The 17,555-nt window shown below is 45.0% G+C and carries 22 protein-coding genes and 1 riboswitch; of the genes, 5 read left to right on the top strand and 17 right to left on the bottom strand.

Going from position 1 to position 17,555, the window contains the following annotated elements; translation table 11 throughout:
• Nucleotides 1–114: 114 nt before the first annotated feature.
• Nucleotides 115–1,050, bottom strand: coding sequence for a DMT family transporter (locus BLO51_RS17440; protein WP_090673920.1), 936 nt, complete (start codon nucleotides 1,048–1,050; stop codon nucleotides 115–117).
• Between the two features lie 120 nt (nucleotides 1,051–1,170).
• Here BLO51_RS17440 and BLO51_RS17435 point away from each other — a divergent pair, with 120 nt between their 5' ends.
• Entirely contained in the window at nucleotides 1,171–2,586 is a 1,416-nt protein-coding gene (locus tag BLO51_RS17435) for an aminotransferase-like domain-containing protein (RefSeq protein ID WP_090673918.1), read from the top strand.
• Between the two features lie 136 nt (nucleotides 2,587–2,722).
• Here BLO51_RS17435 and thiM read toward each other — a convergent pair whose 3' ends face one another.
• Both thiM and thiD read right to left on the bottom strand, forming a co-directional pair.
• Nucleotides 2,723–3,553, bottom strand: a complete 831-nt coding sequence (gene thiM / locus BLO51_RS17430; protein ID WP_090673917.1) for a hydroxyethylthiazole kinase — start codon at nucleotides 3,551–3,553, stop codon at nucleotides 2,723–2,725.
• Entirely contained in the window at nucleotides 3,543–4,367 is an 825-nt protein-coding gene (gene thiD / locus BLO51_RS17425) for a bifunctional hydroxymethylpyrimidine kinase/phosphomethylpyrimidine kinase (protein ID WP_090673915.1), read from the bottom strand. Before thiD ends, thiM begins: the two co-directional genes overlap by 11 nt.
• 74 nt (nucleotides 4,368–4,441) lie before the next feature.
• A riboswitch (TPP riboswitch) is annotated at nucleotides 4,442–4,540 on the bottom strand.
• 140 nt (nucleotides 4,541–4,680) lie between these two features.
• Between thiD and BLO51_RS17420 the strand changes: the two genes are divergently transcribed.
• From BLO51_RS17420 to BLO51_RS28675, 3 genes are all read left to right on the top strand, one after another.
• A complete protein-coding gene (locus BLO51_RS17420; RefSeq protein ID WP_090673913.1) occupies nucleotides 4,681–5,538 on the top strand; it encodes an AraC family transcriptional regulator in 858 nt (285 codons plus the stop codon).
• Nucleotides 5,520–5,726 (top strand): methyltransferase domain-containing protein, encoded by a 207-nt coding sequence (locus BLO51_RS17415; protein WP_090673911.1) that lies wholly within the window; start codon nucleotides 5,520–5,522, stop codon nucleotides 5,724–5,726. The genes BLO51_RS17420 and BLO51_RS17415 overlap by 19 nt, the downstream gene beginning before the upstream one ends.
• Nucleotides 5,727–5,929: 203 nt before the next feature.
• Complete coding sequence (locus BLO51_RS28675; RefSeq protein WP_143006913.1) at nucleotides 5,930–6,436, top strand: hypothetical protein; 507 nt, start codon at nucleotides 5,930–5,932, stop codon at nucleotides 6,434–6,436.
• Here the strand turns inward: BLO51_RS28675 and BLO51_RS17410 are convergent.
• Nucleotides 6,386–7,507 (bottom strand): amidase domain-containing protein, encoded by a 1,122-nt coding sequence (locus BLO51_RS17410; RefSeq protein ID WP_143006912.1) that lies wholly within the window; start codon nucleotides 7,505–7,507, stop codon nucleotides 6,386–6,388. The two genes, BLO51_RS28675 and BLO51_RS17410, sit on opposite strands and share 51 nt — an antisense overlap.
• 173 nt (nucleotides 7,508–7,680) lie before the next feature.
• Between BLO51_RS17410 and BLO51_RS17405 the strand changes: the two genes are divergently transcribed.
• Entirely contained in the window at nucleotides 7,681–7,974 is a 294-nt protein-coding gene (locus BLO51_RS17405; RefSeq protein WP_090673910.1) for a hypothetical protein, read from the top strand.
• 67 nt (nucleotides 7,975–8,041) lie between these two features.
• On the opposite strand, the gene BLO51_RS17400 is transcribed toward BLO51_RS17405, so the two are convergent.
• From BLO51_RS17400 to BLO51_RS17345, 13 genes are all read right to left on the bottom strand, one after another.
• Entirely contained in the window at nucleotides 8,042–8,287 is a 246-nt protein-coding gene (locus tag BLO51_RS17400; RefSeq protein ID WP_245719715.1) for a hypothetical protein, read from the bottom strand.
• Nucleotides 8,288–9,079: 792 nt separating this feature from the next.
• Entirely contained in the window at nucleotides 9,080–9,616 is a 537-nt protein-coding gene (locus tag BLO51_RS17395) for a hypothetical protein (RefSeq protein ID WP_143006911.1), read from the bottom strand.
• Nucleotides 9,617–10,061: 445 nt separating this feature from the next.
• On the bottom strand, nucleotides 10,062–10,538 hold the full coding sequence (locus BLO51_RS17390; RefSeq protein ID WP_090673904.1) for a hypothetical protein: 477 nt from the start codon (nucleotides 10,536–10,538) through the stop codon (nucleotides 10,062–10,064).
• Nucleotides 10,539–10,624: 86 nt separating this feature from the next.
• Complete coding sequence (locus BLO51_RS17385; RefSeq protein ID WP_143006910.1) at nucleotides 10,625–11,023, bottom strand: hypothetical protein; 399 nt, start codon at nucleotides 11,021–11,023, stop codon at nucleotides 10,625–10,627.
• 297 nt (nucleotides 11,024–11,320) lie between these two features.
• A complete protein-coding gene (locus BLO51_RS17380; RefSeq protein ID WP_245719714.1) occupies nucleotides 11,321–11,566 on the bottom strand; it encodes a hypothetical protein in 246 nt (81 codons plus the stop codon).
• A gap of 76 nt (nucleotides 11,567–11,642) precedes the next feature.
• Entirely contained in the window at nucleotides 11,643–11,930 is a 288-nt protein-coding gene (locus tag BLO51_RS29300) for a hypothetical protein (protein WP_090673901.1), read from the bottom strand.
• Nucleotides 11,931–12,283: 353 nt separating this feature from the next.
• Entirely contained in the window at nucleotides 12,284–12,532 is a 249-nt protein-coding gene (locus tag BLO51_RS17370) for a hypothetical protein (RefSeq protein WP_090673899.1), read from the bottom strand.
• Between the two features lie 407 nt (nucleotides 12,533–12,939).
• A complete protein-coding gene (locus BLO51_RS30410) occupies nucleotides 12,940–13,164 on the bottom strand; it encodes a hypothetical protein (protein WP_245719713.1) in 225 nt (74 codons plus the stop codon).
• Between the two features lie 129 nt (nucleotides 13,165–13,293).
• A complete protein-coding gene (locus BLO51_RS28665; protein WP_143006909.1) occupies nucleotides 13,294–13,554 on the bottom strand; it encodes a hypothetical protein in 261 nt (86 codons plus the stop codon).
• An 863-nt stretch (nucleotides 13,555–14,417) separates the two neighbouring features.
• Nucleotides 14,418–15,059: a hypothetical protein gene (locus tag BLO51_RS17360; protein WP_090673897.1), complete on the bottom strand. Its 642-nt coding sequence runs from the start codon at nucleotides 15,057–15,059 to the stop codon at nucleotides 14,418–14,420.
• Nucleotides 15,060–15,152: 93 nt separating this feature from the next.
• Nucleotides 15,153–15,371 carry a hypothetical protein gene (locus BLO51_RS17355; RefSeq protein ID WP_090673896.1) on the bottom strand — a complete coding sequence of 73 codons (219 nt, stop codon included), beginning with the start codon at nucleotides 15,369–15,371 and terminating at the stop codon, nucleotides 15,153–15,155.
• Nucleotides 15,371–15,547: an aspartyl-phosphate phosphatase Spo0E family protein gene (locus BLO51_RS17350; protein ID WP_090673894.1), complete on the bottom strand. Its 177-nt coding sequence runs from the start codon at nucleotides 15,545–15,547 to the stop codon at nucleotides 15,371–15,373. Before BLO51_RS17350 ends, BLO51_RS17355 begins: the two co-directional genes overlap by 1 nt.
• A 267-nt stretch (nucleotides 15,548–15,814) precedes the next feature.
• Nucleotides 15,815–17,149, bottom strand: a complete 1,335-nt coding sequence (locus BLO51_RS17345; protein WP_090673892.1) for a tetratricopeptide repeat protein — start codon at nucleotides 17,147–17,149, stop codon at nucleotides 15,815–15,817.
• Nucleotides 17,150–17,555 lie beyond the last annotated feature (406 nt).

Here is a 17,555-nt window from a genome sequence, read left to right as displayed (position 1 = left end):
CCGTTATAATTACTATGTTTCAATTATTTGGTAGAAAATAGTTCGAAGGAGGGAACAAGCATCCTGTCTGCCAAGGACTCCTGTCCCTGATCCTGCCTGGACTTCATGAACTCGTCACCCTGCCTGCTTCGCTTGAACCGCCGCCCCTTGCGTCCGCTTGGCCGACCTCACCCCAAGGATCGCGTCGAGGTTCACAAGCAAAATGCCGACGATGATCGTTATGCCGCCCGCGACGGCCCCCCAAGTGACCGCTTCCCCATACAACAGAGCGCCTAACGCAAAGGCGATCAACGGTGAAATATAGAGCCACGTGGTCGGGAAGAACGGATTCGTCCGCGCCACGAGCCAGTAAAACAAGCTGTGTCCCATCATCGACCCGACCACGGTCAAATACAACAGCGCTCCGATCCCCTGCCCCGTGGCCAAAGCTTCCATCGGCACGCGCTCCGTGAACAGGGACAGAACGAACAGCAGGATCCCCCCGTGCATCATTTGTATGGCGTTCAACGCCAGCGGCGACGTCTCCGGGTACCGCACAAGCGCCCGCTTCGCATAGAGCGCACCCGACGCATAGAACAGTTCCCCGACCAGAATCGCGGCGCAGCCAACCACCCAGAGCACATTCGTCTCCACGGACAGATTAGGCGCAACCAGCAGTCCCACTCCCGCAAAGCCGAGCACGCACCCGATGACGGAGCTGCGGCTTGCCTTGCTCCGAAGCACGATGCTTTGAATCAGCAATAAGAAAATCGGCCCCGTCGCGGATAAAATCGCCGCCAACCCGGAGCTCACATGCTGCTCGGCCCAATACAGCGTCGCGAATGTGCCGAACGTCAGCCCGATCCCCGTCGGCAGCAGGTCCTTGCGCCACAACAGCGAGAAACGCACTTTTCCCGTCGCCAACGCCCAGACGAAGATAATCGCGCCCGCAAGCAGGAACCGTACTCCGGCTGAGAGGAACGGAGGCAGCCCCGCGTCAATCCCTACCTTGATCATTAAAAACGTCGTGCCGAAAATCAAACACATGACTGCATAGCCCAACCACACCATGTCTCTCTCCTCCTTCTATTTCTCCATCATAGAAGAAGGGGCACAGAACAGATCGAATATCGCAGAACAGATTTCAAAAAATAGTGCTACAATGGATATAATGAAAGGAGCGTGCGACGCGTGAGCAAAATCTACCCATCCGCCGCCCGGCCTGCCCGGCTGTACGAGAGCGTCTGCGACGATATCCTGAAACGGATCGACCGGGGGGAATGGAGCGAGCGCGGCAAGCTTCCTTCGATCCGCGAGCTGGCCCAGGAGCTGGGCGTTCACCGGCTGACCGTGTTCAAAGCCTACCAGTTGCTGAAGCAGAGTGGCAAAGCGTATGTGAAAGACAAATCCGGCTATTATATCAACACCGGCGCCTTGCCGTCCGACCAGACGGCGACGCCTGCCATACATTCTCATATTCAACAAAATCCGCTATCGGACATCCAGCGGGTTCCGGTGGTTTACCAGTTCTCCCAGGCGCTGCTCGATCCGAATCTGCTGCCGAATCAGTACCTCTCGGCTTACGTCAAGCAAGCCTTCGATCTGTATCCCAAAGTGCTCGGAACCTACGCGCCCGTCCAAGGCGACGAGGAGCTGCGTGAAGCGATGGCCGAATACTTGGCGGCCGAGCACCACCTTGCTCTCACGCCCGGGGAGCTGCTGATCACTTCCGGGGCGCAGCAAGCGCTGGACTTGCTGGCCAAAACGCTGCTCAAGCCGCGGGACATCGTGCTCGTGGACCGTCCGACCTACGGCGCGGCGATGGATATCTTCCGCAGCTACGGCGCGCAGTTGGCCGCCGTGGACATCCATCCGCACGGCTATGATTTGGAACAGGTGGCGAGGCTGATGAAGGAGCGCAAGCCCCGCTTCTTTTATCTCAACCCGACTTTTCACAACCCGACGGGCTATACCGTGTCCGCGGAGCAGCGAAAGCGCTTGGTCGAGCTGGCGGCGGAGCACCGCTGTCTTCTGGTGGAGGACGATCCGTTTCACGACATTTACTTTAAGCAGCCTCCTCCTCCGCCCCTGTTCACCTATGATACGGAAGGGTATGTCGCCTACATTCGCAGCTTCAGCAAATATATCGCTCCCGGCTTGCGCATCGCCGCCGTGGCGGCCCGGCCGCCGGTTATCGGCAATCTGCTGACCGCTAAGTCGCTCGCCGATAACGGCACGCCGCTGTTGAATCAAAAGATTTTTCTGCTCCTCTTCTTCTCCGACCGGATGCAGCGGCACTTGGAGAAGCTCCGCATCGCGCTGCATGTGCGGATGAACATTATGGAGGAAGCGTTGTCCGGTACCGGCTTGTCGTGGAGCAAGCCCGCAGGCGGCTTGAACCTGTGGGTTAAGCTGCCCGATGGGATCAAAGCGGGAACGCTGCTTGCGAAAGGCATCGAGCAATCGCTAACATTCGTGCCCGGTACGATCTGCGATCCGCTCACAGAGCTCGACGACCGGATTCGCTTGAGCTACTCGTATGCCAATGAAATCCAGCTGCACGAGGGAGCCCGGCTGCTGGCCGGACTGCTGCGGTCCTTGGCCTGATGCGCAGCGTACAGCCAAAAGCCCGCCGCTCCCCTTCGGGAACGGCGGGCAAAATGCCTGCCTCTTTTCCATTGCCGGTCGTCCAACATCCCACTAGAAGCTGCTGCCCGTAGCCATATTAAGGCTGCAATCCAGCTCAGGCTTCATATACTTTAGCCCTCTCGTGCATCGTCTGGGAGCTCATTTTGCTTATTTCATCGATGAGAGCTACACGGTAGCTGCCGTTTCCTTGTTGACCGGCTGTTTCATAAGCAATCTCCCCTGCAATACCCATACACAAAAGACCAGCGACGGCCGCCATGCGGTAATCCGCCGTAACACCGCAGAACGAGCCAATAAGGGAAGTGCTCATACATCCTGTACCGGTTATAGAGCCGAGCATCGGATGCCCGTTCTCAATACAAATTACGCTTTTGCCGTCGGATACGATATCGGCCGCACCGGTGATTGCTACCGTACAGTTATATTGCTCCGCCAATTCGCTCGCAATATCGATGCCGCTTTGCAGACTGTTTTCCAAGTCCGCTTCGGAAGCGTCCACCCCTTTCGTTGTTGCTTGGAGTCCGGCGATATAACGGATTTCAGACATATTGCCGCGGATGACACTGAATTGTAATTGTTCAAGCAACATCCTAACCGTCTGATTGCGGAGCTTCGACGCGCCTGCGCCAACGGGGTCCAAAACGACGGGGATGCCCCTCTCGTTCGCTTTCTTCCCGGCGGCAAGCATAGATTCTACGGTTCGGCTATTCAATGTTCCTATATTCAACACAAGTGCGGAGGATATTGCAGTAATGTCAGCAGCTTCCTCGATATCGTCAGCCATGATAGGAGAAGCGCCGATGGCAAGCGTAACGTTGGCGCAATCGTTTACCGTCACATAATTGGTAAGATGGTGAACCAAAGGCTTTGTTCGCCGGATGCTGCTCACTAAATTGCCGATACTTGAGGTTAAGTTATTGTCCATTGATGATCTCGGCTCCATTCTTTAAACCGTTTTGGTAAAGCTCGTAAAAATGATGCGTGGGGCCGTGGCCCTTTCCGATCGACAAGGAATGCCGAATGGCGATGGTGATATATTCCTTTGCCCGGTGTACCGCTTCCTGTAAGCTACATCCCAATGCAAGGTTGGATGCAATAGCAGATGAATAGGTGCAGCCTGTGCCATGCGTATTTTTGGTCTCAATACGCTCTGAATCAAACGTATAGAACTGTTCCCCGTCAAACAAAATATCCAGCGCGCTTCCTGCGGCATGACCGCCTTTGACAAGGACGTTTTTACACCCCATTCGGTAAATCGCTTCGGCCGATTTTTTCATATCTTCGACATTGTGAATGGACATACCGGCGATTTTCTCCGCTTCCGGAATATTGGGGGTCAGGAGGTCGGCGAACGGAATAACCGTTTGGATCAGTGTGTCTATGGCGTCGGGGTTCATAAGCGGACAGCCGTTTTTCGCATACATCACAGGGTCGAGAACAATATTGGCGGGAGCGTATTGTTTGAGCTTTCCAGCGACGGCCTCCATGCAATCGGGCTGTGAGAGCATACCGATCTTCACGGCGTCCACATCAATGTCTTCAAACACGGCATCGATTTGTTTTTCGATCATATCCGGCCTGACATCCTGAATGTCAATGACACGGCTCGTATTTTCGGCGACCACCGAAACAATGACGCTCATGCCAAAAACGCCATGCGCCGAGAACGTTTTTAAGTCGGCTTGAATACCGGCGCCTCCGCTGCAATCCGAACCGGCAATCGTTAGTACTTTTTTCAAGTCTATCCTCTCCGCTCTGGTACATTAATAAAAAAAAAGCCCTTGTCCTATTTCAGACAAGGGGAAAATAACAAGATTCATTGTTATTTGCTCCCTACGTCAGTATTAACTAACAGGTTCAAAGGGTCAGGTTTTAACCTTCTCAACTGCGAACAGTCCCCCCGCAAATCAGTTTCATTGAAACATACGCTTATCCAAAAGTCAAATGCACCGGACACATCTGCCGATAAACAAAGCATGATATTTTCGTGCATAGATTGCAAGGATTCATTTGTCTTCGCATCTTATAATTTATCTTGAAAGGATGATTCGTATGGATTGGCTGGATCGCATGAACAGCGCAATGGAATATATAGAAACACATCTGGCTGAGACTATTGATTACGACCAGGCGGCTAAGATTGCCTGTTGTTCGACTTATCATTTTCAACGGATGTTTTCGTTCATAACGGATGTGCCGCTGTCAGAGTATATTCGGCGCAGGCGGCTGACTCTTGCCGCGTTCGAACTTCAAAACAGAGATGTTAAGGTCATTGATATCGCTTTGAAGTACGGTTACGAGTCACCCGAAGCATTCTCCAGAGCGTTTAAAAAAATGCACGGTATAATGCCTACGTCAGCGCGCGATAAGGGCATGTTACTGAAAGCCTATCCTCGGATGTCCTTTCATATTTCAATTAAAGGGGATGCGGAGATGAACTACAAAATCGAGGAAAAACAAGCTTTTGACATGTTCGGTGTATCGACTGAAATCAACGCTGACGGCGAAAGCCCGTATATTGAAATCCCTGCTTTTTGGAGCCAATGTATTTCTGACGGAACCGTTGACCGAATCCGTACCGCCGCAGGTTTAGGTGAAAATGGACAGCTTCATGCAGTGTTATACAACAGGCGAGGTAACGTATTTTCCTATATGATCGGGTATTACTTGCCTCAGAGCGGTCTGCCGGAAGGGTTTGAAAAACTATCAATTCCTCCGCAAACCTATGCGATCTTCTCAACAGGTTTATATCCCGATGGACAAAGCGGCATTCATGCATTGTGGAAACGCATTTGGGGGGAGTGGTTTCCGACCTGCAATTACGAATCCGCGAATGGTCCCGAGTTTGAAATGACCTACGACAGAGGCAATAACCTGTATGAAATGGAAGTTTGGATTCCGGTAGTATAGGCAAGCTCGGGTATGTATCCGAATTTGGTAAGGGCGCCGTTGAACTATTAAATCCCGCCAAAGGGGAACGTATTCTCGACTTAGGTTGCGGTACTGGGGATTTAGCTTATGAAATTAACCAAACCGGAGCCGCCGTAACAGGGTTGGATTTGTCTGACGCAATAGGTGAAAATGGGCAGCTTCATTGAATCGCTCCTTTGATTAATTCACGGCCACATCAGCTTGCCGTTTGGCTCACGCATACCATATCGAACAGCTTCCCCGAATAGGCTTCGGCCGATCGGCGTCCCGGAGGCTCCATTTGGCGTAGCAAAGCGGAGACAAGTGGAGTGGACGCCTCGGCATGACAAGGGGCGCGAGGAATAGCGGACTGACCGCAGGGAGGGAGCATATGCCGCAGCGGCGGAGCGTACCCCTTGTCGTGCCGAAGGGCTATGGTATCGTGTTGAAAGCGGCAAGAGAGCCAAAAATGGGCCGCGTTCCTGGCGCAGCCGGGAACGTTCCTTCTTCCCCTGCCCTTGCTTTCATAATCCCTTCAAAAAAGCTTCGGAACGCAAAGGAGGATCAGACGGCCAATGGAACGTACCGGCGCTTAGGTGGGCCGTTCTTGCCCGCCTTAGCGCCGGTCGTTCGCTTGGTCGGCCCGACTGAACGAGCTGGGGGATCCAAACAAAATAAAAAAGCCTCCGCCAATTTGCAGAGGGCAACTAAAAAAAACGGCCCTTGCCGCAATAATGCGAACAAGAGCCGTTTTTTTGCATTGTTCCACGAAATCAAAATCGCCGCTCAAGACCTAAAATCAAGGGTGGGAGAATTTTACTTGCTGTCTAGTGGTCATTTCCTTGATTTATCTAAAACTGTAGAAATCTATGTTAGAATAAGACTTGATTGCATCTAAAAGGGGATACGCTTGTCTTTCGTTAGAGTGACCTGCAAGTTTAAAATCTTTATTCGTTGAATCGTACTCAGTTATGATCATTACATGTGTCGCTATAGTTATCCAACCGGAAAGACCTTTAGAAAATATTACTAGATCACCTCTATAGATACTTCTATCAAAAAATTCTTTATGTTTTTCTTCATAATTTTCACGAGAAGTACCCGCAATGTATTTTCCTCTCCAGAACGAATAGAATTCTTTAACGCTTGTCCACGGACTTGGATCGGAAAGGTTCCAACTATAGTTCAATTGTTCTGCACTCTCAGGAACTAAATAAGTACTGTTTTTTTTGTAAATATACCAATTTCCTGTCATGGACAAACCGGCTGCATATAGGGCTTGTGAAACAAAATTCGTGCAATCGCTTCCCCATTTTGTAAATGCCGGGAAATCAGTGCTGTATCTGTTATAGTTATTGTATGCCCAGTCGGCTGCCGTAGCTGCGTTGAAACTTGAGTTTAAGGTAGCTGCTGGATTTTGTGCTGGATTTTGAGTTTTTGAAGTAGATACACCTTTCTTTATATCTTCTTCTGGTTGTGGTATCAATGTTTTACTTGGTTGAGGTCTGACAGCATCTAAAAATTGAATTGACACAATGTCTTTGGAATCTTTTGCATATCTTTCAATAAAATCTACTAAGACCTTTTGATCACTCGATTCTTTAACAGAAGAATAAGTTTCTTTTATTTTATGCATCACATCTATCTTATCTTCTTTTTTCATAGATGTAGCTTTTATCTGGACATCCGTATCCTTGGCTACTTGCGCAAGGATTTTGCCAACCTTTACATCTTCTTGGTAGTAGATTGTCAGCGTTTTGTAAACTGCTTCATCATCTTCTGACAATGATGAATTTAAACTTCTCGATGTAATTCCATTTTCTTTATTGTATTGCTGGATGTAAGGATTGTTTTGAGTTTGCGACGCATGGACTTCACCTTTCTCGTTAGATGCGTAAGAGACTGGAATGATAGACGATGCAACAGAAGCAAGTGCGATCAACCCTGCTATAACCTTTTTTTTACTCAAAATACATTCTCCTCCTTGAGAAAATTTTACAAATACAACTTGATTAAACCACACTTACATTTTTTATGCAACAAAATAGTTCAGTTAATTTGGAACAAGTACTATATTTATAAAATTTGAATATTGTTACTTAAATGTATTATTTTAAATATAAACGAAAGGAGAGAAAAAATATGGTTAAATTCAAAAGAAAAAAAACTATTATACTTAGCATTATTTTCATTATTTTAGTATTCCATATGACGGGAACAATTCAACGTGTAACCGCACGGTTAACTTTATCAATTTATATAACTATGAAGTATAACGAAATGGAATTAAAATATAAAAAAATAGAGTACTCTTCACAATTTGGTGATTATATTGTTTCATACGAATCTAAAGAAGGTATTGTGTATAATTTCATGGTGACTCCAAAGTTTATGCCAGTTATTATTTCGTTTGACCCTATTCATCCAGATGTATAGAAGGGGTAGAGACAACAAAACGCGGAAAATGTACGCTAAGGGATGCAGCACAAAAGTCAATTGTGTTCTATTTTTCCATTTTGTTTGCCCTGTAAAAAAACAAACGCTCGCGCAAGAGCTCCTCAACTTTCTCGTCGGTATAGCCAAGCTCAGCCAATCTTCGGGCAGCAAATCCGGCACCTGACGATGTCCTACAAACCGCATCGTGTAAATCCTTGATGCCGTATAACCGTTCAAAGATTGCCCCGATCTGGGCAAGATAACGAATCCGTTCATCACTTTCCCCAGCCAGCAAGTTTTCGTACTGCATCATCCACATGTTCGCGATTAATAAAGATTTAGACCGAACAATAAAGTATTAGACTGAGATAATAAAGTTGTAGACTGAACGCCAGTGACGACGCCGGCGGCTTGGCTCAAACAGCTGCAGAGCGCGTTCTTGGTGCTTTCGGATAAAGTCCAGCTTTACGATCGGCGCGCTGGCAACGGCGGCCGGCCCGAGCCGCCGCAGTCCGCGTTCCCGGTTCTTCCAGATGAAGCCCAGCTTTGCGATTAGTCTAATACTTTATTTTTCATAAACACCACACACCTTCAGCTTTTGCTTAGAAGAAGACTATCGTATTGAAAGCGGCAAGAGAGCCAAAAATGGGCCGCGTTTCTGGCGCAGCCGGGAACGTTCCTTCTTCCCCTGCCCTTGCTTTCATAATCCCTTCAAAAAGGCTTCGGAACGCAAAGGAGGATCAGACCGGCCAAAGGAACATACCGGCGCTTAGGTGGGCCGTTCTTGCCCGCCTTAGCGCCGGTCGTTCGCTTGGTCGGCCCGACTGAACGAGCTGGGGGATCCAAGCTAAATAAAAAAGCCTCCTCAATTTGCAGAGGGCAACTAAAAAAACGGCCCTTGCCGCAATAATGCGAACAAGAGCCGTATTTTAATCAAACACGATTATGGCAGCTCCAACAATACCAACCAGCTCCCGCCGATTGGCCATTTCTGAAAAATTTTCGCCAAGGGTCTTGAGCGCCAGGCATGTACGGACGGAACCTCGTAGTTGCCTCTCTCCTTGTTTGTCTAGCAGGGCAGACTTTACCTCAAATTTACTCATGTTCATTTTGTGCTGATTAATTGGACTTTAGTAATTTGCAAAGGTGGAGATGTATCCTTTGCAAAGAACACTAACTGGCTTTGGTCTAATTCATAAATCAAATAATAGCCCCCATAAGATTCACTCGGATATTCTTCATTTGGTTTCCCTAACGCTAATTTTACATCTTCTGCTGTCACGCTAAGTGACTCTACTGGTACAGAAATTTTGTTGAGAATAGCTTCTGGTTTTAAGACATTGAGATCACCTGCACATGAGTCATGATTAAAATAAAAATTCACTTTAGTTTTGGGGTGATCATGCGTATATGTCCAACACTCCTCATTTCCTATTTCTTTAGGTTCTCCATACAACTCAACAACTTTCGAGTAAGTAGACCTTAGTTGGATCTCCATACCTTTTATCTTACCTTTGATAGCTTCTTCTTTTATAGAAACTATCGACTGAAGTTTTGAGTCATCGGCCCTCGATTCAGTTTGCGTGTTACAACCAACCAATGTTAATGTTAACACTAACACTATCAGTAATAAAAATCTCATTCCCAATGTAAACCACCTCCATAATTATATTACATGGTTAACGAGAAAAAGATAGTTACTGAACAGTCAAAAGTTCTCACGCTTAAGAAGCCAACAAATCGGCGTCAACAATAGACGTGTCCTGCTTGGAACGGATTGAGTTGTGTGTCCGCTGCTATCCGCAAATTGGACTTGATCCCCGAGCCAGAGGTCAGCATTTTATTCCGGAATCTCACTTATCAATAAATTTAAAAAGGCTTCCCGGAACGCGCCCAAGCGCCGTGAAGAATCAAATCGCTAATACAGGAAGCCGCTTGCACCAATCGGAGAAGGCAACCAACCCCGGACGCTGCCGCTTCTTGTCTGACTTCAAATGCAGATAACTCCGGGGCCGTCCTAGAGCTGATTTGGGGCATAGAAAAAACGCATCTAGTAAATCAAGATGCGTTTTCTGTTTAGTTGTGAGTTATTGAAGTTTGACTCTATCTATCAATTTCCCTTCCCAATCGAGGAGTATTTCCAGTCTGTTTTTCCCCTTCTCAAAAACGTAATTGCTGCATTGGGCCCACTCATAACAATCTACTTTTTCAACTTTGTGTAGTATTGATGGATCAATCAAAGTATCAATATCTTCTTTCTTCATTGGTATTTTAAGTTTGCCATCATATACTGAAGGATACCATGTTGCTTCTTTAAGGCGATCATTTTCCAATATGAAAGCCGCATTTGGACCTTTGGTTCCTGTGTAAACAATCTCTTTGATATTGTTTGATTTTGCATCAATCGATGTAGCTTTTCCCATTATATTTACGATTTCTTTCTCTGTAAATCCAATCGATATCCCGCCAAATGAAAGAGAAGTCTCTGTCGTTGTTATTTTTGTTTGGCTGCATCCTACAATAAAACAACAAAAAATCAAAAGCGTAATAAACGATCTGCTCATTGAGGAACCTCCGTATATTTACTGTAATGAGGAGTAACGGATTAATCCGTTACTCCTCATTACAGTGCAACAAACAATATACCAAATTATTCCCAACGTTTAAACTCGTCGTACCACGCTCTTACATACCTCATGTAAACATCCCAATCCCAATTTGATCCTGGATCGGTATGAGTTTGATCTGGGTACTCTTTCATAATACCAAAACCATTTTCAAAACTTGGCTTTCCATCGTGATTGCTCAACCTCGATTCTTGCCATCCAATCAGGATCAGCAAATCGCGAGGGACTTTGTATTGTTTGGAGGCTTTCTCAAATGACGATAATAATGCTGAAGGCACGACAAAGCTTTTTTGCTCTTCCTTTTTTGCTTGGTCAATTAACTGTTGAAGCTGAAAATTAATGCTCGATACTTCTTTTTTTGCGGCAGGTTCTGGTGAACCTGCATTAGCCGACGATGCAGAAATTGATGCGACGGAAAACATAGAAAGAGCGCACGCAACGCATGTGACCAAAAAAGTTTTTTTTTCTCATATCTTCAACTCCTTGATTTTTTTGTGAAACTGATTACGAATTTTGCTGTTTGAGTTACACCCTAAAAAATGTTAGTCGGCTTCACCTTTGTTTTAATTAGATACAAAATGGAAGCACAGAGCAAAAAGAAACACCTAACCTAATGCGCCATCTAGTCCAAAGTCACCACCCTAAATCGTGTATTTTTTGGGATGTTTTCTCAACTCCCAATATTTTGACGAACAATGAAACAAAAATGCTGCATAACGCTATTGTCCCATTTTGTTTGCCCTGTAAAAAAACAAACGCTCGCGTAAGAGCTCCTCAACTTTCTCGTCGGTATAGCCAAACTCGGCCAACCTTCGGGCGGCAAACCCGGCACCTGTCGATGCCCTGTATACTGCGTCGTGCAAATCCTTAATGCCGTATAGCCGTTCAAAGATCAAGCCGATCCGGGCAAGGTAGAAAATACGCTCTTGACTTTCTCCGTCCAATAACTTTTCATACTGCATCATCCACACACCTTCAGCTTCTGCTTAGAAGAAGACTTTTGAGCGATCAGAATATACCGATCTAAACGCTGGCTGAGCTTCACCTGACGGGTGGGAGCGATGGGGGACGGAAGACGAGAAAGCCCCATGCCAGTGGCATGTGGCTTTCTCGTTTATTTTTTTTAATCTTGAAAAACAGATCAATGGCTACCTTTAAAAAAACGATGATAGCTAATACGGTAAGAATATTATTTGTATAGGCCAATTCGGAAGTTAATGATTCGATGCTAGACGATGGTTGATTTGAAAATCTGCTCGTTTGGTCTGATATATTTCCGAGTCTAAAGCTAATGTCATTAAAAAATTGCTGTAATTCTTTAATATCCAAGGACATATTCCCCCTTTATTAATTCGTAAATCACCGTTCAAGCCTGAAAATCCGGTCTTAGGGATTGCTCCAGCTAACCCTGCTTTCTCCCCTCATCTAGTTTTTAAAGCTTCTAGCTATTTTTGTGACCTCATAATAAGGAACCGGCAACCAATGAACGTTAAGAACGGTGTTTTCGGAAAGTAGAGGAACGTCTTCAAACAGGCGGGGACGCAGCGGCCAATACAGCGAAAATGCTGGAGCAGCTTGGCATGCCGACCAAGCCGTTCGCCCCGAAGCAGTTGGCTTTATTCGAGACGTAAGCATCGGTTTAATCTATGTTGGGGGAGATAAATCAAAAGATTTGCAGAACTCTAATGGTTTTCAGCCGCATACAATAGCCACGCTAAAATGAATAATATCAATCCGATAACAAATGCAAAGATGGCTTGTGGGCGGCTATGTTTTAACTTGTTAAAGCCAAATGCTATACAGAATAGGCCTAAGGTGAGAACGCCAACAACAAAGTGTTTATTAATGAAAAATACGTAAATTTCGACAACAACCACGATCATCCATACGATTTTGAACCAGAGGGGATTCTTTTTATCATATTTATTCATAGGTTTCACCTTCCTCAAAGAATTAATGTTTTCTTCGTTTTTCTCGCTGATTCGCATGTTTTCATCTTTGATCCACGAAGCAATTGAGGATAATATTTGACGTAAAGTAAATATATGAGATTTACTTGTTGGCAGGAATAGAGGTGGTGGTCACCTCGCTTTAAAAGCCGTATGGTCGCATATGGATCTCCACATGTACCCTTGCGGTTAACCCTCCCATATCTCCCTGGGTCGATGCCCTTATGGTGATGATTTCCCCCAGCCTATCCGTGCTTCGTTTGTCAAAGATCAATATGTGCATAAGCGGTGAAACGAAAAAAGTACAGATGCAGTGCGCGGAACTCCGGGTTCTTGGCGACTAGCGTCAGCGCTGCCCGGAACAGCAAGGCCCGGAGGCGACAGTGACCTCACTTGCTGATGGTCGTTTCCCCTTTGTGGCGCCCGGAATCTGTTCCACCAAATTCGCCACAATCTCCATCAGCTTTTCGATCTGGTCTGCACAGCATAGCATACTGCTCCAAATACATGGCTAGCTCATGCTTGGCCGCCGCAGCGCCTTCCGTGAGGCCGATGGACTTTTGGGCTTTCCGGTAGAGCAGTTCCGCTCTCATGGGCCCTACAGCTCGTTTCACGTCGTTCTTCTTCCAGGTCGCCACGACAGTTGTTTCACCAGCGGCGATGATGTCTTGCGGCAGTGGAAAGTGCTGTAACGTAATGAGCGAGGCCCTTGCCGCAAGAATGCGAACAAGAGCCGTTTCATCTTAATGCTTTAAAAAAAAGTAACCACCAATAAAAGTTAAAATCCCCCCCAAAATACGATAGGAAATAATAGATGATTCCAAAAATACAGAATATGTAGAAGTTGCAATACTTCCTGTAGTGTTATTGGACATGTAAATAGAAGTTGATTTTAACCCTAGTTCCGGACTATTAAGCAAATAATATACGCCAATTAAAGCTGCTATTAAAGAGATAATTTTAAGAATGAAATATTTATTTTTTTCAAAACTGGACGCTATCATTTTTCCACCACCTTTTCTTAAACAATTTTAAAGTAATAAAAAAGAGTGAGCAAATTTTCTACTCACTCCCATTCTCCCTAATGTGCTTATAGTTTCCAGAAATAAATCGCAGAGCCTTCAGATTCTGTAGGTCTGTACACATTAAATTTTGAACCGTTTTTCGAAAATTGATACACATCTGTATTATTCCACGTTAAAAGCTGTGCCTTTTTCTTACCAGGGACATTTACATGAAACTTAACAACTTCCTCGTAGGTTTTAGCAAACGAAAGTGATGTTTTAAGTTGAAAAAAATCGTGAAATTTCGAATCTATTCCAATTGAAGCCGTTGTTGTATGAGACCTCTTTACTTCTCTATCAAAAGTCTGTGCAACATCACTATGGTTTTCTAAATATAGTTCATTAAATTCGTGTTTAATATTTCCAAAAAATCCTTCGTAAACAAAGCCACTCCTAGTAGGCGAAGCAGAAGCGGAAAGACTATTTAATCCTTCGACTGCCGTTCTTTCCCACTTTTGTTTCGCAATAAATGCTTTCGCCTCAGCCTCAGTATTAAAGTAGTATGCTGGAATAGTGCGTTCCCCTACGTTGAGAGATTCTACTTTGTACGGTGCAACATCAAGTTGAGGTACTGTTACATTAGTTCCTGGTGCGGCACTTGTAAATTGAGGTACGAGCTACAATGGTGGTTTTTTCTTTATTGCATCTAAAACGGCAATAAAGAGTGTCATAAGAAAAGAGTACAATAAAGAGCTGGCATAGCTTGGTTCAGGGAAAATGTAGTAATAAGTTAGCACAAAATTTGCTATGAAAAAAATTAAGTATTTCAAGATGTTATTCATATAGTTTTATCCACCCTAATCTTAGAACCAAGGATCTAAAATAGTCGATCTTCTAGCATCAGTACCAAAAGAACCGTCAGTGCCATCGGAATTTTTAGTGACTCTCATTTCTTTTAAAAGTTCGTAGTCTCCAATGAAAGTTCCATTGTGATCAAAACGACCAGGTCCCCATTCCCGATAGTAGTATTTAATAAACGTATATAGGTCTTCTACGTGCGAATTTGCAAAATAATAAACACCATACCCAGCAACCGCGATACCAACAACTTCCTGCCAAGAGAGTGTTATGTTTCTCGCCCAGGCTAGAAAAGCCGCTCCAAAAGCTGTTTTCGTAGCTGCGTCAAATTTTTGCGAGCCCCCTCTGTCATGATTTTTCATATGAGTCCAAGGAGTCGGATAAGAGGTAAAAGCTGAATAGGAAGGAGCTTGTTGGAACTGCGAATTTAGCAAATTATTGGCCTTCGTGACAACTGCTGGAGTCGGTTGGTTCAACTTAATATTGCCATCTACAATTGTAAAATCAAAATTGTTGTCTTGAAGCACCTTCACAACTCGCTCGTTCGGAATAGAGACCACCTTTCCGCTGTCTGCAGTCGCTGAAACCGGAACACTAAAAACAAGACAAAGACAAATAACTAGGAACAATATAGTAATTTTTTTCATGATACTACCTCCTTTTTTTGCTTACTCAATGTACCATATTATTCAAAATATTGGAACTAATTTCCGAAATATGATTCTATCGTCTCATTTTGTTCAAAAAAACAAACGCTCGCGTAAAAGCTTCTCAATTTGCTCACCGCTGTAACCAAGCTCGGCCAACATTTTAGCCGTAATACCGGCACCTGTCGATGCCCTGTATACAGCGTCATGTAAATCCTTAACGCCGTATAACCGTTCAAAGATCGATCCGATCCGGGTAAGGTAGACAATCCGTTCTTCACTTTCCCCGACCAATAACTTTTCATACTGCATCATCCACACACCTTAAGCTTCGACTTAGAAGAAGACTTTTGAGCCATCAGAATGTACCGATCTAAACGCTGGCTGAGCTGCACCACCTCCTTGTCGGAAAAAGAACATTTTTTCTCAACTAACCGTACCAATTGCCGCTGTAGCTTTCTGATTTTCCGCTTTAGCTTTTTATTCATATCACCCATCCCCTGAATTCAATTATAATACTAAATTTCCAAATAAAGGACATTGAGATTTTTTGAAATATTTTATGGACATAAAAAGAAGCATTCTGCTCAAAAGGCAGAATGCTTCAAGGGATGGGTGTTGATTGTTCAAAATGTTATTCTGTGCCATGGTCAAGCAGCATGATTACCGGTCCATCACTTGGGCTCGGCTGCACAATAGGCCAGACTGAAAATAGCCCCAAGGCGATGACCAGAGCCAGGAAATAGGCTTACATTCTAAATCTCCTCCTCTTTCACCCTCATGGTTGACCGATACGTTTTCAATTGCCGAGCTGATGCCCGTTCTTGATATGTTTCAAATGACAAGACACATTGAAAACCATCTTCATACTTCTTCATATCGTTAGCCAAGGTAAGAAAACGCAGTTTCTCATCGAGTCCCTCTTGAATCCTGCCGTTCCTAAACTCATAAATAGCTTTGTGATACCTATATTGAAGATGTCGATCTGAAAGAATCAGATGCTTGTTAAATATGTCGAAACGTTCAATGGAGCCAGAAAAACGTGCCAGCACATGATCAACATTAAACCCATGAGTATTCGCTGATGAAACGATAGCAATCAGCCCGGCCACAATGTCATTTAACTTGTTAAGGCTTGCAAGATAGTCAGAGTATTCGTTAATGATGCCTTCGTTCCCGGTTAGCACTTCAAGCGTATAAAAATTCGCTTTTCCCCAAATTTTAAACTGCTCCACTTCTTTCTGGCCAGATTCATTGAGTGGCTCTGGCCATTCCAGATCAGCATAGCTGCGTACATATTTTTTCGACTGCTCATATAACCCTCGTCTTTCCAACACAGACCCCAAATACAGAAGTCCTTTTCCATAATAATACACTGGATGCTTTTTAAGCGCTACCACTTCATCGCCAGATACGACAGTGCTTAGCTCTACAAGCTCGCCCGCATATTCTTCTACCTCACTCCATTTTTTCAACGAGTAACAAGCTCGTGCTAACTGATACAGCGCGTCCAAGCGATAACTCTCTGGCAAACGGTTTCGAAACGGATCAAATCGAATAACAGCCTTCCAGTTCTTTTCCGCATCCGTACCTTGCGTGACCGCAAATAACCGGTAGTGACTCGTCGCCAGCATTTCAGAAAAACTATCTTTGACGTTCTCCACGACCAGTTCATATAAGCGTTCCGATTCTTTTTCTTTTCCCTTATTGAATAGCTTCTCTGCCGCAGCAAAGATGATTTGCACATTTTTTGGATTGTCGAGAATCTTTGGAATGACGGCGTCAATACAATCATTTCGGCCTACTTCGGCACATCGTACCAGATATGGTATTAACCGCGGCCGGGACACTTTTTCTTCGGAGATGCATTCTTCCGTGTACAGCTCATACAACCATCCAGGTACTTTTCCGAAAACTTTGCCCAAAGCATCCAGTTGGCTGATCGTAAATGATCGGGAAATACCATTCAAGGCCATGCTAAGATTACCTTGGTTAATTCCAGTCAGTTCAGCTAATTGATGCATATTAAAGCGATGCAGCTTCATTTGGTCTTCAATTTCCCAACGCAATGAGCGATTAACGACCCGCACGAAAAAACCTCCTCTTGAAATATAAAACAAATATTACCACAATATTCCTGCTTGTAAAACGAAAATTCTAATAATTATTAAAAAAATAGGACATTTTTCCCATTTAATTAAAAAACAATCCCGCTCTCTCCTTCCATCATCTTTGGCGGACCGGGCTTTTTCCGTACATCTACAAAAAAAGTATCATGTTTGCAAAACAAAGCGCCGCGCCAGGAGCAGCAAGAAGTCGATCAAAAACGGGCCTATCGTGTACTTTCTGACACCTTTTATAGAATATAACTATAAAGTGAATAGGAATTATATATTTTCACCTCAAACTTCGCAGAGTAAAATTGGCCATGGACCCTTGATAAATAAAGCCGCATCAGGATAAAGATCTATCCCTTGCAAAAATAGAAAAACACCG

It is taken from the genome of Paenibacillus tianmuensis, from assembly GCF_900100345.1.
Classification (GTDB): Bacteria; Bacillota; Bacilli; order Paenibacillales; family NBRC-103111; genus Paenibacillus_G; species Paenibacillus_G tianmuensis.
The sequence above is the reverse complement of the archived record's forward strand: the minus strand, read 5'-3'. Positions and strand labels throughout refer to the sequence as shown.